At 71.5% G+C, this 13,837-nt stretch carries 14 protein-coding genes and 1 pseudogene; 3 read left to right on the top strand and 12 right to left on the bottom strand.

Annotated features, from left to right (window positions below; all coding sequences use genetic code 11):
* Nucleotides 1-39 precede the first annotated feature (39 nt).
* The 8 genes and pseudogenes from NFT33_RS12925 to NFT33_RS12890 form a co-directional block, all read right to left on the bottom strand.
* Nucleotides 40-1,677, bottom strand: coding sequence for an alpha-glucosidase family protein (locus NFT33_RS12925; protein ID WP_251675915.1), 1,638 nt, complete (start codon nucleotides 1,675-1,677; stop codon nucleotides 40-42).
* 25 nt (nucleotides 1,678-1,702) lie between these two features.
* Nucleotides 1,703-2,539, bottom strand: a complete 837-nt coding sequence (locus tag NFT33_RS12920; RefSeq protein WP_149504228.1) for a carbohydrate ABC transporter permease — start codon at nucleotides 2,537-2,539, stop codon at nucleotides 1,703-1,705.
* Nucleotides 2,539-3,450, bottom strand: a complete 912-nt coding sequence (locus NFT33_RS12915; protein ID WP_051631525.1) for a carbohydrate ABC transporter permease — start codon at nucleotides 3,448-3,450, stop codon at nucleotides 2,539-2,541. The genes NFT33_RS12920 and NFT33_RS12915 overlap by 1 nt, the downstream gene beginning before the upstream one ends.
* 131 nt (nucleotides 3,451-3,581) lie before the next feature.
* Nucleotides 3,582-4,850: an ABC transporter substrate-binding protein gene (locus NFT33_RS12910; protein ID WP_251675913.1), complete on the bottom strand. Its 1,269-nt coding sequence runs from the start codon at nucleotides 4,848-4,850 to the stop codon at nucleotides 3,582-3,584.
* A gap of 342 nt (nucleotides 4,851-5,192) precedes the next feature.
* The gene (locus NFT33_RS12905) at nucleotides 5,193-5,501 is read right to left on the bottom strand and encodes a hypothetical protein (protein ID WP_251675911.1); all 309 of its coding nucleotides are present in this window, start codon (nucleotides 5,499-5,501) and stop codon (nucleotides 5,193-5,195) included.
* 49 nt (nucleotides 5,502-5,550) lie between these two features.
* Nucleotides 5,551-5,859, bottom strand: a pseudogene (locus NFT33_RS12900) (integrase core domain-containing protein); the annotation flags it as partial.
* 10 nt (nucleotides 5,860-5,869) lie between these two features.
* Nucleotides 5,870-6,232 carry a hypothetical protein gene (locus tag NFT33_RS12895; protein ID WP_246607064.1) on the bottom strand — a complete coding sequence of 121 codons (363 nt, stop codon included), beginning with the start codon at nucleotides 6,230-6,232 and terminating at the stop codon, nucleotides 5,870-5,872.
* 104 nt (nucleotides 6,233-6,336) lie between these two features.
* Entirely contained in the window at nucleotides 6,337-7,311 is a 975-nt protein-coding gene (locus NFT33_RS12890) for a tripartite tricarboxylate transporter substrate-binding protein (protein ID WP_251675909.1), read from the bottom strand.
* 149 nt (nucleotides 7,312-7,460) lie between these two features.
* Between NFT33_RS12890 and NFT33_RS12885 the strand changes: the two genes are divergently transcribed.
* A complete protein-coding gene (locus NFT33_RS12885; RefSeq protein WP_251675907.1) occupies nucleotides 7,461-8,297 on the top strand; it encodes a TOBE domain-containing protein in 837 nt (278 codons plus the stop codon).
* A 28-nt stretch (nucleotides 8,298-8,325) separates the two neighbouring features.
* On the opposite strand, the gene modC is transcribed toward NFT33_RS12885, so the two are convergent.
* The 4 genes from modC to pdxR all read right to left on the bottom strand — a co-directional run bounded on the left by modC (nucleotide 8,326) and on the right by pdxR (nucleotide 12,398).
* Nucleotides 8,326-9,408 (bottom strand): molybdenum ABC transporter ATP-binding protein, encoded by a 1,083-nt coding sequence (modC, locus tag NFT33_RS12880; RefSeq protein WP_251675905.1) that lies wholly within the window; start codon nucleotides 9,406-9,408, stop codon nucleotides 8,326-8,328.
* A gap of 1 nt (nucleotide 9,409) precedes the next feature.
* A complete protein-coding gene (gene modB / locus NFT33_RS12875) occupies nucleotides 9,410-10,093 on the bottom strand; it encodes a molybdate ABC transporter permease subunit (RefSeq protein ID WP_251675903.1) in 684 nt (227 codons plus the stop codon).
* Between the two features lie 8 nt (nucleotides 10,094-10,101).
* Nucleotides 10,102-10,809 carry a molybdate ABC transporter substrate-binding protein gene (gene modA / locus NFT33_RS12870; protein ID WP_251675901.1) on the bottom strand — a complete coding sequence of 236 codons (708 nt, stop codon included), beginning with the start codon at nucleotides 10,807-10,809 and terminating at the stop codon, nucleotides 10,102-10,104.
* Nucleotides 10,810-10,889: 80 nt separating this feature from the next.
* Nucleotides 10,890-12,398 (bottom strand): MocR-like pyridoxine biosynthesis transcription factor PdxR, encoded by a 1,509-nt coding sequence (gene pdxR / locus NFT33_RS12865; RefSeq protein WP_251675899.1) that lies wholly within the window; start codon nucleotides 12,396-12,398, stop codon nucleotides 10,890-10,892.
* Nucleotides 12,399-12,510: 112 nt separating this feature from the next.
* Between pdxR and NFT33_RS12860 the strand changes: the two genes are divergently transcribed.
* Both NFT33_RS12860 and NFT33_RS12855 read left to right on the top strand, forming a co-directional pair.
* The gene (locus tag NFT33_RS12860; protein ID WP_251675897.1) at nucleotides 12,511-13,170 is read left to right on the top strand and encodes a pyridoxamine 5'-phosphate oxidase family protein; all 660 of its coding nucleotides are present in this window, start codon (nucleotides 12,511-12,513) and stop codon (nucleotides 13,168-13,170) included.
* A gap of 97 nt (nucleotides 13,171-13,267) precedes the next feature.
* Complete coding sequence (locus NFT33_RS12855; RefSeq protein ID WP_149504238.1) at nucleotides 13,268-13,786, top strand: glutathione peroxidase; 519 nt, start codon at nucleotides 13,268-13,270, stop codon at nucleotides 13,784-13,786.
* Nucleotides 13,787-13,837: the final 51 nt, after the last annotated feature.

The raw sequence follows: 13,837 nt of genomic DNA, 5'->3' as shown, positions 1-13,837 counted from the left end.
TCTCGGGAAGGTCTCGGGAAAGAAGGGAAGTCCTGGCGCTCAGGCCAGCCGGGCATGCAGCACGCCCCAGGGCGCGAACTGCAGCGTGGCGCCGACCGGCTGCGCGCCGCCGATGCCGCTGTCGAGCTGCTGCGCCAGCGCCAGCCCAGCCGGCAGCGCCAGCTCGGCGGGCTGCGCGCTCAGGTTGAAGGCGCACAGCACCCGCTCGCCCTGGTGCTCGCGCACGAAGGCCAGCACCTGTTCGTGCACCGGCAGCAGCATCAGCTCGCCGTGCACCAGCGCCGGCTGGGTGCGGCGCCAGTGCAGCAGCCGGCGCGCGGCCTGCAGCATCGAGCCCGGATCGGCCTCCTGGCGGTCGACCGCCAGCGCGCGCTGCGCCTCGGACAGCGGCAGCCACGGCCGCGCCGCGCCGCTGCCGAAGCCCAGGTCGGGCGCCTCGGCCGACCACGGCATCGGCGTGCGGCAGCCGTCGCGGCCCTTGTACTGCGGCCACATCGTGATGCCGTACGGGTCCTGCAGATCCTCGAAGGGCACGTCGGCCTCGGGCAGGCCAAGCTCCTCGCCCTGGTACAGGCAGACGCTGCCGCGCAGGCTGGCCTGCAGCGCCAGCGCCAGGCGCAGCAGCGCCGGATCGGGCTCAGGTCCGCCCCAGCGGGTGGCCACGCGGGTCACGTCATGGTTGGACAGCGCCCAGCACGGCCAGCCGCTGCCGACGATGCGGCCGAAGCGCTCGAGCACGCCGTGCACGAAGGGCGCGTCATGGCGCTCGCCCAGCAGGTCGAAGCAGTAGGCCATGTGCAGCTTGTCGCCGCCGGCGGTGTACTCGGCCACCCGCGCCAGGCCGTCGTCGTCGCCGATCTCGCCCACCATCGTGGTGTCGGGATACTGGTCGAGCAGCGCACGCAGGCGCTGCAGGAAGACGAGGTTCTCGGGCCGGCTCTTGTCGTAGAGATGGTGCTGCCAGCCGTAGGGATTGAAGGGGTTGACCGCCGGATCGGGCTTGTTCGGGTCGGGCGCGCCGCGGCAGGGGTTGCTGCGCAGCTCGGCGTCGTGGAAGTAGAAGTTGGCGGTGTCGAGCCGGTAGCCGTCGACGCCCAGGTCCAGCCAGAACCTGACGGTCGCCAGGATCGCATCCTGCACCGCCGGGTTGTGGAAGTTCAGGTCAGGCTGGCTGCTCAGGAAGTTGTGCAGGTAGTACTGGCAGCGGCGCGTGTCCCACTGCCAGGCGCTGCCGCCGAAGATGGAGAGCCAGTTGTTCGGCGGCGTGCCGTCGTCCCGGGCGTCGGCCCACACATACCAGTCGGCCTTCGGGTTGTCGCGGCTGGCGCGGCTCTCGACGAACCACGGATGCTGGTCCGAGGTGTGCGACAGCACCTGGTCGATCATGACCTTCAGGCCCAGCGCATGGGCCCGCGCCACCAGCGCGCGGAAGTCGTCGAGCGTGCCGAACATCGGCTCGACATCGCAGTAGTCGCTGACGTCGTAGCCGAAGTCCTTCATCGGGCTCCTGAAGAAGGGCGACAGCCAGATGCCGTCGGCGCCGAGCCGCGCCACATGCTCCAGCCGCGCGGTGATGCCGGGCAGGTCGCCGATGCCGTCGCCGTTGCTGTCGGCGAAGCTGCGCGGGTAGATCTGGTAGATGACGCCGCCGCGCCACCAGTTGCTGTTCTGAGCCATGCGGAAGACCTCGTTTGCCTGTTCATCAACCCTTGACCGCGCCCGCCGTCAGGCCGGAGACGATCTTCTTCTGGAACACCAGCACCAGACCGATCAGGGGCAGCGTGACCAGCACCGAGGCGGCCATGATCTTTCCCCACGGGATCTCGTACTTGCTGGCGCCGGAGATCAGCGAGATCGACACCGGCACGGTGCGCTCGTTGTTGTCGATGACGAAGGTCAGCGCGAACAGGAACTCGTTCCAGGCCGCGATGAAGGCCAGCAGCCCGGTGGACACCAGCGCCGGCCACAGCAGCGGCAGGAAGACATCCTTGATGATCCGCCACGGGCTGCAGCCGTCCATGATCGCGGCCTCCTCCAGCTCCTTGGGCAGCTGGCGCATGAAGGTGGTCAGCACCCAGACGGTGAAGGGCAGCGTGAAGATCAGGTAGGGCAGCACCAGGCCGAGCGAGCGGTTGTACAGGCCCAGCGCGCGGATCATCTCGAACATGCCCGCCAGCACCGCGACCTGCGGGAACATCGACACGCCCAGGATGGTGGTCAGCAGCAGGCCGCGACCCTTGAAGCTGATGCGCCCGAGCGCATAGGCCGCGGTCACGCCCACGAACAGCGACAGCACCACCACCAGCGTCGACACCACCACCGAGTTGACGACATGGCGCCCGAAGGGCTGCTCGGCCACCGTGAAGAGACTGATGTAGTTGGCCAGGCTGCCGTTCTCCGGCCACAGCGAGGTGGAGAACAGCTCCGAGCCGGTCTTCAGCGAGGTGGTGATCGCGTAGACGAAGGGGAAGACCGAGACCAGCGTGACCAGCAGCGCCAGCGTGTAGAGGGCCGCGGTGGCGGCGGGAGAGCGTTGCATCACGCATCCTCCGAGAGCTTCATCCGGCCCAGTCGCATGTAGACGACCGTGGCCAGACCGATGATGAGGAACAGCGCCGTCGACGCCGCCGAGCCGTAGCCCATGTAGCCGTTGTCGACCATCTCGCGGCGCACGAAGCCGGACATGCTCATGGTGCTGTTGTTGTTCGAGGTCAGCACATAGATCAGGTCGAACACCCGCAGCGCGTCGAGCAGGCGGAAGATCACCGCCACCATCAGCGCCGGGCGGATCAGCGGCAGCGTCACCGACCAGAACACCCGCAGCGGATGCACGCCGTCGACATGCGCGGCCTCGTAGCAGTCCTTGGGCAGCGTCTGCAGCGCCGCCAGGATCAGCAGCGCCATGAAGGGCGTGGTCTTCCAGACATCGACCACCACCACGGTCCACAGCGCATATTGCGGATCGGCCGTCCAGGCCACCTTGGCGTCGATCAGGCCCCAGCCCTGCAGGATCGCGTTGATGACGCCGAACTGGTCATGCAGCATCCAGCCCCACATCTTGGCCGACACGATGGTCGGGATCGCCCAGGGCACCAGCACCGCGGCGCGCACCAGCGCACGGCCCTTGAACTCCTGGTTGAGCAGCAGCGCTACCCCCAGGCCGAACATCGTCTCCAGCAGCACCGACACCAGCGAGAACTGCAGCGTGTTCAGGATCGAGATGCCCCAGTCGCTGAGCCAGAAGCCCTCGGTGTGGTTCGGGTTGGCGAAGAGGCCGTATTCGCCGAAATAGTTCTCCAGCCCGACAAAGCGCGCAGCGCCCATGTCGTTGAGGTTGGCGTCGGTGAAGCTGAACCAGATGGTGCGCCCCAGCGGCCACGCTGCCACGATCAGCAGCGTCACCAGCATCGGCGCGAGGAACAGCCAGGCAGTGCGGGTCTTGGAGGACATGATCCGACCGGAATGGCAAGAAGGAGGCAAAGGCGCGGCCGGACCCGACTGCAGGCACGCAGGCCTGCGGCGTCGGGTCATGCAGAGGCGCGGGAAGAATCGGGCGGGAAGCGCGTCAGCGCGCATCACCATCACCACTCGCGGCGCTTGATCTGCTTGAGCTTGCCCTCGAGCTTGCCCAGGCTGGTCTCGGCCTTCTCCTTGCCGGAGAGCACGTCGTGGGTGGCGTTCCAGAAGGCGGCGCTGACCTCGTTGTACTTCAGGCCGGTGGCGGTGGCCGGACGCGGCACCGCGCTGGTGAAGACGTTGTACAGGTCGCCGAAGAAGGGCGCGGCGGCCAGCACGTCCTTGTCCTGGTACAGCGACGGGATGGTCGGGTTGTAGGAACCCTTGATCGCGCGCTCCTTCTGGATCTCCTTGCTGGTCATGTACATGACCAGGTCGGCGGCTTCCTTCGGATGCTTGGAATACTTGCTGACCGCCAGCTGCCAGCCGCCCAGCGTGGCGGCGTTCTTGCCATCGGCGCCGCCCTTGGGCAGCGCGGAGACACCGATCTTGCCGGCGATCTTGCTGTCCTTGCCGTTGCCCAGCGACCAGGCGTAGGACCAGTTGCGCATGAAGACCGCGTTGCCGCTCTGGAACACGCCGCGGGCGTCTTCCTCGCCGTAGTTCAGCACGCCGGTCGGCGCGATGGTGCCGATCCACGACGCGGCGGTGTTCAGCGCCTTGGCCGCCTTCGGGTTGTTGACGGTGATGTTGCCCTTGTCGTCGACGATGTTGCCGCCGCCGTAGCTCCACAGCCATTCCACCGCATCGCAGGTCAGGCCCTCGTAGGCCTTGGCCTGGAAGACGAAGCCCTGCATGTCGGCGTTGCCGGCCTTGCGCTCGGCGTCCTGGATCTTCTTGGCGGTGGCGGCCAGCTCTTCCCAGGTGGTCGGGGCCTTCTCGCCGTGCTTCTCGAGCAGGTCCTTGCGGTAGTACAGCAGGCCGGCGTCGGTGAACCACGGCATCGCGATCAGACGGCCGTCGGCGGTGTTGTTGGCCACGATCGACGGGAAGTGCTCCTTCTCGACGCCCTTGCTGTAGGGCTTCAGGTCGAGCAGGTGGTCCTTGATCATGCCCGGCCACACCACGTCGACGTTGATCACGTCCAGGTCCGAGCTCTTGGCCGCGAACATCTGGCGGAACAGCGCCAGAATGTCGGTGGTCGACTGCGGCGGGGTGAACAGCTTGACGGTGTTGCCGGTCTTCTTCGCCCAGTCCTCGGTGGTCTTCTTGCAGAACTCGAAGTCCTGGCCGACCGAGCCGCAGGAAATGGTGATCGTCGCGGCATGCGCGCCGGCGACCGAGCCGAAGGCCAGGGCGATGCCGGCCGCGATCTGCTTGAAGGAATAGGACATGGACTGTCTCCGTCTGATTCGCGTGGTGGTGAAGGCGAGGCGTGTCACGCCACGGCAGCAATGTAATTTCCTTACATGTGCGACGCACTGGTGAAAACCCTGATCACAAGGCCCTCGAATGCCCTATTTCAGGGTCGAATTCACCCGAGCGCAACCGATTGCGGTTTTGCGTCATCGTTTGCGTTCGTTTGCGTTGATTCAGCTCGGACTCGGTGTGAACCCTGTCCGTCGCAACCCTTATCCCGGTTTTTATGTAACTTGGCTACATGCGTGGCGCTGGAGTGCGCTCGGACTGCACCGCAGACGCCACCGATAGAGGTCCGGTCCCGTGGAGGCTGCGCTTCAGTCGACGCGCTCGCAGCGCCCTGCCCCGGACGCCTGCCCGCGGAAGTCGCTCTGCCACGACAGCGTGGCGGTGTCGAGCACGATACGCTCGTTGTCCAGCGCGGTGAGGATCAGCGCCTCGTGCACCTGGAAGGCATGCACCGCCACGCCGTCGATGCGCACCGCCCGCACGCCGAGGGCATCGTGCTCGATCGCCACCTGGCGCACCCAGGTCGAGCGCGCCGGCAGATAGGCCACCTCGCAGCGCCAGCGCACGTCATGGCCCGGCGCGGCCGCCGCCACTTCGGCCGCTCTTGTCGACGCCATCGACGGTGAACATCGTCTGCGCCGCCCGGTTGACCAGACCGGGATAGGGGTCAAGACCCGGGAGATTCTTTGGCCGCTTCTTGAACAAGTCGGGTGACTTGGCCCGCCAGGACTTGAGGGCATCAAGGGGCGTGTGATGGTCCAGAGCGCGCTGAGGGATACGGGTGTTGTAGACCTTGACGTAGTTCATCAGGGTCTGCTCAAGCTCGGCAGCGCTGTGGAATCGGGTCTGGGCGGTGATCTCGGCAATACGGCCGTTGAAGCGCTCGACCAGGCCGTTGGTCTGAGGGTGCCTGGGAGGACAAAGCCGATGCTCGATGCCCAGCGCGCGACACCGCACGTCGAAGTGATGCTTGCCGTCGGCCCGCTCAGCCCAGGCTGAAGCGGAACCAGTCCGGATGCGAGCGGCGATGGATGCGCAGCCACGACAGCGTCGCCGGCACCAGCGCCCGCGCGGCGAACCAGGCCGCGTCGGTGCGGACGGCCGGCGCGTCGTCGTCGAGCTGGCGCAGCGCGGCGCTCCAGCCGTCCCAGTCGATCTCGGGCATGCCGGAGCGCAGGGCGTCCGGCAGGCCGGCGAGCGTGCCGCCCATCAGGCGCAGCAGCCGGTCGACTTCGGAGCGGGTCAGCCGGGAGCGGGCGAACTCGGTCTCGTCGAGGCTGTCGACCAGCACGAGCACGCCCTCGCCTGTGTCCTCGATCAGTTTCAGCAGCGGTGCGGTGGTGATCATGATGAACGGCACTGAAGCAGCTTCCGCACCAGCCCGGGAGGCCCCACGATGGACCGCGAGCTGACGACCGTGCGGCTGCGGCTGCGCGCACCCCGCCCCGGCGCTCAGCTCTCCGGCGTGAAGCCGACGCGGCTGACGATCGGCCCCCAGGTGGCGTGGTCGACCCGCACCACCTCGCCCAGCTCGGCCGGCCCGCCAGCGGCCTCCTGCAGGCCCAGGCGCGCCAGCAGCGCGGCGGTGGCGGGCTCGGCCAGCACCGCGCGGGCGCGGGCGGCGATCTGCTGCGCCAGCTCCGGCCGGGCCTGGCGCGGCAGGAACAGCGCATAGAGCTCGCGCCGGTCCAGCCCGGTCGCGCCGTGCCCCTGCTCGGCGAAGGTCGGCACGTCGGGCAGGAAGCGCGAGCGCCGCTCGCCGGCCACCGCCAGCACCCGCACCGCGCCCCCGCCGGCGGCCAGATGCGGCAGGAAATCGCCCTCCGGCCCGATGTAGACCGCCAGCTGGCCGCCGAGCAGGTCGCGCATCGCCGGCGCGGCGCCGCGGTAGGCGACATGCGGCAGCGTGCACTGCGCGCCGCGCTCGAACAGCGCGCCGATGAAATGCGGCGGCGTGCCCGGCCCCGGCGTGCCGTAGCCGGGCAGCGAGCTGCCGCCCGCGCGCACCCAGCCGACCAGATCGGCCAGCGTGCGCACCGACGCCGGCACCGCCGGGCCGACCCCGAGCGCGAAGCCCAGGCTGGCCAGCGCCGCCACCGGCACCGGATCGGCCGCGCCGTAGCCGAGCTGCGGGTACAGATGCGGGTACAGCGTCACCATCGACATCGGCGTCAGCAGCAGCGTCGAGCCGTCGGCCGGCGCCTTCATCAGCTCCTCGACCGCATGGCGGCCACCACCGCCGACCCGCGCCTCGACGCGCACGCCCTCGCCCAGCCGGGCCGAGAGATGGCGGCTGATCTGGTCGACGGTGCCGCCGGGCGGGAAGCCCAGCAGCAGCCGCGTCGGGGCGGCCTGCGCGCGCGCCGGCAGCGCGGCGATCCAGGGCAGCAGCGCGCTGCCCAGCACGAGATGGCGTCGGGAGGTCATGGGCGGACCCTCTCTGGAGAAAGCGGAGAACAAGGGAGGACGGACCCGCCAGATTGACCGATCGGTCGCGCCGCTGCCGACCGACATGCACCCGAAAACGCCGCCTGTTCGCATGCAGATGCGAATGTCGCCTCCTACACTGCGGCCCCATGAACCCCTCCGATCCCGCCGGCCCGTCGTCGCTGACCGGCCGGCTGACGCTGCAGACGCCGCTGGGCGCGGTGCTGAGCGAATCGCGCATCCGGCTGCTGGAGGCGATCGACCGCTGCGGCTCGCTCAACCGCGCCGCGCGCGAGGTGCCGCTGTCGTACAAGGCCGCCTGGGAGGCACTGGACACGATGAACCGGCTCGCGCCCGAGCCGCTGGTCGAGCGCCTCACCGGCGGACGCGGCGGCGGCGGCACGCGGCTGACCGGCTACGCGCGCCAGCTCGTCCGGCTGCACCGCGCGATGGAAAGCTCGCAGCAGGACATTCTCGACCGCATCGGCCCGGTGCCGGACGATGTCGACGCGCCGACGCTGCGCGGGCTGATCCGCCGCCTGGGCATGCGCAGCAGCGCGCGCAACCAGTTCGCGACCCGGGTGACGGCGCTGAGCGAGCGCGGCGGCCTGGTCGACGTGCGGCTGCAGCTCGGCGACGCGGAGGCGGCAGCCAGCGGCCCGACGCTGCTGGCGACGATCACGCCGGAATCGGCCGAGCTGCTCGGCCTGGCGCCGGGCCGCGAGGTCTGGGCGCTGGTCAAGGCGCCGGCGGTGCGGCTGGTCGTGCGGCCGGCGCGGCGCCCGCCGCCGGGGCGCAACCAGCTCGCCGGCCGCGTCGTGCAGCTGCGCCCCGGCACGACCCGCACCGCGGTCACGCTGGACCTGGGCGGCGGCGAGGCGCTTCACGCCGCCGTGCCAGCCCAGGCCGCCGCCGCACTGCAGCCCGGCGACGCCGCCTGGGCGGTGTTCGACGGCGATCAGGTGGTGCTGCTGACCTTCGGCTGAGGGGCGCGGCGGCCCCGCCAGCCACGCCTCAGCGCGTCTCCAGCAGCGCCACCGACTTGACCTGCACCCACAGCCTCTGCCCCGGCGCCACGCCGAGCTGCTCGGCCGAGCGCCGGGTCAGCCGCGCCAGCAGCAGCGCCGCGCCCACCCGGACCTGCACCAGCGCCAGCGCCGGATGCTCATCGTCGCCCACGGCCTCGACCACGCCGGGCAGCTGGTTCTGGATGCTGCTGGCGCCCGGCTGCGCGGCCAGGCTGACGTCGCGGGCCAGCACCCGCACCCGCACCCGCCGGCCGGGCTGCAGACCGGGATCGCGGGCCCAGAGGCTGCCGCCGTCGAAGTCGGCACGCGCCAGATGCCAGTGCGCGTCGACCTCGCCGATCGTCGCGTCGAGCACCGCACCGGCCTGCTCGCCCAGGCGCAGCGGCAGGTCGAGCCGCACCAGCAGCTCCTGCAGCGGCCCGTGCGCCCGCACCCGCCCGGCCTCGAGCGCGACCAGATGGTCGGCCAGCCGCGCCACCTCGTCCGGCGCATGGGTGACATAGAGCACCGGGATGTCGAGTTCCTCGCGCAGCCGCTCCAGGTAGGGCAGGATCTCCTGGCGGCGCGCGTGGTCCAGCGCCGACAGCGGCTCGTCCATCAGCAGCAGGCGCGGCCCCAGTGCCAGCGCCCGGGCGATGCCGACGCGCTGGCGCTCGCCGCCCGACAGCCGCTCCGGGCGGCGCTCGAGCAGCGGCCCGATGCCCAGCAGCGCGACCGCCTGCTCCAGCCGCGCCGGATCGGCCGGTACGCCGAGCCGCTTCAGGCCGTAGCGCAGATTGCCCAGCACGCTCAGGTGATCGAACAGGCTGGCCTCCTGGAAGACATAGCCGATCGGGCGCCGGTGCACCGGCAGCCAGTGCCGGCCGTCCTGCCAGACCTCGCCGTCGACCGCCAGCCGGCCCTGCGGCGCGCGCTCCAGCCCCGCCACGCAGCGCAGCAGCGTGGTCTTGCCCGAACCCGAGTGGCCGAACAGCACCGTCACGCCGCGCCCGGGCAGCTGCAGGTCCACATCGAGCGAGAAGCCCGGCCAGTCGACCCGGAAGCGGGCCTCGATCATCGGCGGCGCCATGTCAGGCCCGCCTCTTCGCGCCCGGGCGCCAGATCTGCATCGCCAGCAGCACCAGGAAGGAGAACGCCACCATCGCCGCCGACAGGCGGTGCGCCTGCGCGTATTCCATCGCCTCGACATGGTCGTAGATCTGCACCGAGACCACCCGGGTCTCGCCCGGCAGGTTGCCGCCGATCATCAGCACCACGCCGAACTCGCCCACCGTGTGCGCGAAGGTCAGGACCGAGGCGGTCAGAAAGCCCGGCGCAGCCAGCGGCACGACCACGGTGAAGAAGGCATCCAGCGGCGAGGCCCGCAGCGTCGCGGCCACCTCCAGCGGTCGCTCGCCGATCGCCTCGAAGGCGCTCTGCAGCGGCTGCACCATGAAGGGCAGCGAGTAGAACACCGACGCGATCACCAGTCCCTCGAAGGTGAAGGGCAGCGGCCCGAGGCCCAGATCGCGCACGAACTGCCCCACCGGCCCGGCCGGCCCCATCGCCAGCAGCAGGTAGAAGCCCAGCACCGTCGGCGGCAGCACCAGCGGCAGCGCCACCAGCGCGGCGACCGGCCCCTTCCAGGCCGAGCGGGTGCGCGCCAGCCACCAGGCCAGCGGCGTGCCGAGCAGCAGCAGCAGGCCGGTCACGATCGCGGCCAGGCGCAGCGTCAGCCCCAGCGCCTGCAGATCATCCGCCCCGAGCATGTCCATTCCCGGCCTCAGAACTCATAGCCGTAGGCGCGGATGATGCGGCGCGCGGCGTCCGACCTCAGATAGGCGAGCAGGGCCTCGGCCGCCGCATTGCCCTGGCCGCGGCGCAGCAGCACCGCATCCTGGCGCAGCGGCGCGTGCAGCGTGGCCGGCACCAGCCACTGGGAGCCTGCGGCCACGAACCGGCCGTCCTTCCAGACCTGCGACAGCGCGACGAAGCCCAGCTCGGCATTGCCGGTGGCCACGAACTGCCAGGCCTGCGTGATGCTGTCGCCCTGGACGATCTTCGGCGCCAGCACCGCCCGCACGCCCAGGCGCTCCATCACCTCGACCGCCGCCGCGCCGTAGGGCGCCACCTTCGGATTGGCGATGGCCAGGCGCGCGAAGTCGCCGCGCCGCAGCACCGCGCCCTGCGCATCGACCCGCCCGGGCTGCGTGCTCCACAGCACCAGGCGGCCGATCGCATAGGTGAAGCGGGTCTGCGGCGACGCCAGCCCCTCCTTCTCGAGCCGGGCCGGCGTCTCGTCGTCCGAGGAAAGCAGCACGTCGAAGGGCGCGCCGTTGCGGATCTGCGCGTAGAACTTGCCCGCCGCACCGTGCGTGAGCACCAGCCGGTGGCCGGTGGCCTGCTCGAACTCCGGCGCGAGGCGCGCCATCGGCGCGGTGAAGTTGGCGGCCACCGCCACGGTCGCCTCGCCGGCGTGGACCGCAGTCATGCCGGACAGGCTCAACAGGATGGCCAGGATCACCTGGAAAAACAGCAGGCTCCCCTGCGTTCTGATCATCGCCAAGCTTTTCAACGCCATGTTGTCGGCACTATAGCGCCGAGGAAGGCCAGCGCCAGCCGCTCGACCGCGCCGTCGATCAGCGCGTCCGGCGTGGCGCCGTAGCCCAGCACCAGGCCCTGCTCGGGCATCGCCCCGGCGGCGGCCGGTGCCAGCCGGAAGCGCCCCAGCGGCTGCGCGGCCACGCCCAGCGCCTGCGCACGCGCCGCCACGCCGGCCTCGTCCGGCGCGCCGGTCCAGGCCAGCAGCAGGTGCAGGCCGGCGTCGCCGCCGCGGATCGTCAGCCGCGCGGCCGGCGGCGCCTGCGCCAGCAGATGGCGCTGCAGCGCCGCGCACAGCCGGTCGCGGCGCCCGGCGTAGAGCGTGCGCATGCGGCGCAGGTGCACGGTGTGGCGGCCACGCTCGAGAAAATCGGCCAGCGCGCGCTGCTCGATGCCCTGCCCCGGCCGGATCAGCCGGCCGGCGGCGCGGGCGAAGTCGGCCGCCAGCGCCGCCGGCACGCCCAGGCAGCCCAGGCGCAGCGTCGGCAGCAGCGTCTTCGAGAAGGTCAGCGCGTGCACCACCGGCGCGTGCGGCTGCAGCGCGGCCAGCGCCGGCAGCGCGGTGCCGGCGCGCCAGAACTCGCTCTCGTAGTCGTCCTCGATGATCCAGGCGCCGGCGGCGCGCGCCCGCTCGACCAGCGCCAGCCGGCGTGCCAGCGGCATCACCGCGCCGGTCGGGAACTGGTGCGCGGGCGTGACAAAGATCAGCCGCGGCGGGTGCAGCGTCCAGTCCAGCTCGGACGGCGCCAGCCCCTCGGCGTCGACCGGCACCGGATGCACCCGCAGACCGGCCAGCGCGAAGGCGGTGCGCGCGCCGCCGTAGCCGGGATCCTCGACCCAGGCGGTGTCGCCCTCGTCGGCCAGCAGCCGCGCGCACAGGTCCAGCGCGCCCTGCGTGCCGGAGGTGACCACCACCTGCTCCGGCGCCAGCGCCATGCCGCGCCGCCCCGACAGCCAGCCGGCCAGCGCTGCACGCAGCGCTGGCTCGCCGCCCGGCGGCGCGTAGCCGAGCTGGCGGGCGCCGGCCTGGCGCCAGGCACGGTCCAGGCTGGCGCGCCAGGCGCGCAGCGGGAAGGACGCCAGATCCGGCACGCCCAGCGCCAGCGGCAGCAGCGACAGGTCGGCCGCGCCCTGCCCGGCCTCGGCCAGCGCCTGCGCGGCCCGGCGCGACAGGCCCGGTCCGGCCGGCGCGGCCGCTCGCGCCTCGCCCGCCACCGGCAGCGCCGCGACCCGGGTGCCGTGGCGGTCGGCCTGCAGATAGCCCTCGGCCTGCAGCTGCGCGTAGGCATGCAGCACGGTGTTGCGCGCCACGCCCAGCGTCGGCGCCAGCACCCGGCTGGCCGGCAGCCGCGCGCCGGCCCGCAGCACGCCGCGCAGGATCAGGCCGCGAAGGTGCTCATGCAGCGCCCGCTGGCGCGGCAGGCCCGGCGGCCAGCGCAGATCGCACAGCGGGGACAGCTCGGACGGATCGACGGACATCGGTGGCTCCATGCAGACACATCGCGGTGGATCTCGTCATGGAGCCACCGGGCACCTATCGTGCCACCGCGAAACGATCTTCCGAAGAACCCTTCCCCCTGGAGCCGCCCCCATGGCCACCCCGAACGCCGCCCCGTCCGAGCGCACCCGCGTGCGCCGCCTGCCCGACCGCGCCCGCTACGACGCCGAGAGCCTCGCGGCGATCGTCGATGCCGCGTGGATCGCGCATGTCGCCTTCCCGCTCGACGGCGGCGTGCACAGCATCCCGACCGCCGTCTGGCGCGAGGGCGCGCATCTCTACATTCACGGCGCCAAGGCTTCGCGCATGCTCAAGGCGCTGACCGAGGCGGAGTGCTGCGTCAGCCTGGCCATCCTCGACGGCCTGGTGCTGGCGCGCTCGGCCTTCCACCACTCGATGAACTTCCGCTCGGTGGTGGTCTACGGCCGCTTCGAGATCGTCGACGACGCCGCGCACAAGGCCGCCGCGCTGCAGGCCTTCACCGACCGCGTGGCGCCGGGCCGCTGGGCCACGCTGCGGCCGATGACCGACAAGGAGATGGGCGCCACCACGGTGCTGCGGCTGTCGCTGGCCGAGGCCTCGGCCAAGGTGCGCACCGGCGGCCCGAAGGACGACGACGAGGACCTCGCCTGGCCGACCTGGGCCGGCGTCGTGCCGCTGTCGCTGCAGGCCGGCGCGCCGCAGGCCGAGCCCGACAGCGCGGTCGACACGCCCCCGCCGCTGCCGGACAGCCTGGCGCCGTCGGCCGGCTGACCGTCGCCCCGCAGCCCCGCGGCCAGCCGCCCCGCTGCCGACAGGGAGGTGCGGACCGGGCGATGATCCCTGCCCCGTCCACCTGCCCTGTCCGACCATGTCCGCCTCCCGCACCTCCCTCGATCCCGCCGAACTCGACGCCGTGCCGCTGCAGCGGCTCGACGGCCGAGCCGCCACGCTGGCCGACTTCGCCGGCCAGGCGCTGCTGATCGTCAACGTCGCCAGCCGTTGCGGCTTCACACCGCAGTACGACGGGCTGGAGGCGCTGCACCGGCGCTGGCAGGCGCGCGGCTTCGCGGTGCTGGGCTTCCCGTGCAACCAGTTCGGCCAGCAGGAGCCGGGCGACGCGGCCGAGATCGCCTCGTTCTGCCGGCTCTCGCACGACGTGAGCTTCCCGATGTTCGCCAAGATCGAGGTCAACGGGCCGGGAGCGCATCCGCTCTACCGCCATCTGAAGCAGGCCGCGCCCGGCCTGCTCGGCACCGAGGCGATCAAGTGGAACTTCACCAAGTTCCTGCTCGACGCCGAGCACCGGGTCGTGCGCCGCTTCGCGCCGACCGACACGCCGCAGTCGCTGGAAGCCCACATCGAACCGCTGCTGCCACGCCCGGCCTGATCGGCGCAGAATGGGCAGGAAGTCACAGCCCATTCGCTTCAGGAGCCTCGC

Source organism: Sphaerotilus sp. FB-3 (assembly GCF_023706025.1).
Lineage (GTDB): Bacteria > Pseudomonadota > Gammaproteobacteria > Burkholderiales > Burkholderiaceae_C > Sphaerotilus > Sphaerotilus sulfidivorans.
Note: the sequence above shows the minus strand (reverse complement) of the source record. Positions and strands in the feature narration are given on the sequence as shown.

What these genes read in the sequence shown, in the direction of transcription:
- pdxR (WP_251675899.1), bottom strand. Translation starts at nt 12,398, where the DNA reads ATGTCCGTCGATCCGTCCGAGCTGTCCCCGCTGTGCGATCTGCGCTGG.
- modA (WP_251675901.1), bottom strand. Translation starts at nt 10,809, where the DNA reads ATGACTGCGGTCCACGCCGGCGAGGCGACCGTGGCGGTGGCCGCCAAC.
- NFT33_RS12920 (WP_149504228.1), bottom strand. Translation starts at nt 2,539, where the DNA reads ATGCAACGCTCTCCCGCCGCCACCGCGGCCCTCTACACGCTGGCGCTG.
- NFT33_RS12885 (WP_251675907.1), top strand. Translation starts at nt 7,461, where the DNA reads ATGAACCCCTCCGATCCCGCCGGCCCGTCGTCGCTGACCGGCCGGCTG.
- NFT33_RS12860 (WP_251675897.1), top strand. Translation starts at nt 12,511, where the DNA reads ATGGCCACCCCGAACGCCGCCCCGTCCGAGCGCACCCGCGTGCGCCGC.
- modC (WP_251675905.1), bottom strand. Translation starts at nt 9,408, where the DNA reads ATGGCGCCGCCGATGATCGAGGCCCGCTTCCGGGTCGACTGGCCGGGC.
- NFT33_RS12925 (WP_251675915.1), bottom strand. Translation starts at nt 1,677, where the DNA reads ATGGCTCAGAACAGCAACTGGTGGCGCGGCGGCGTCATCTACCAGATC.
- NFT33_RS12855 (WP_149504238.1), top strand. Translation starts at nt 13,268, where the DNA reads ATGTCCGCCTCCCGCACCTCCCTCGATCCCGCCGAACTCGACGCCGTG.
- NFT33_RS12910 (WP_251675913.1), bottom strand. Translation starts at nt 4,850, where the DNA reads ATGTCCTATTCCTTCAAGCAGATCGCGGCCGGCATCGCCCTGGCCTTC.
- NFT33_RS12895 (WP_246607064.1), bottom strand. Translation starts at nt 6,232, where the DNA reads ATGATCACCACCGCACCGCTGCTGAAACTGATCGAGGACACAGGCGAG.
- NFT33_RS12915 (WP_051631525.1), bottom strand. Translation starts at nt 3,450, where the DNA reads ATGTCCTCCAAGACCCGCACTGCCTGGCTGTTCCTCGCGCCGATGCTG.
- NFT33_RS12905 (WP_251675911.1), bottom strand. Translation starts at nt 5,501, where the DNA reads ATGGCGTCGACAAGAGCGGCCGAAGTGGCGGCGGCCGCGCCGGGCCAT.
- modB (WP_251675903.1), bottom strand. Translation starts at nt 10,093, where the DNA reads ATGGACATGCTCGGGGCGGATGATCTGCAGGCGCTGGGGCTGACGCTG.
- NFT33_RS12890 (WP_251675909.1), bottom strand. Translation starts at nt 7,311, where the DNA reads ATGACCTCCCGACGCCATCTCGTGCTGGGCAGCGCGCTGCTGCCCTGG.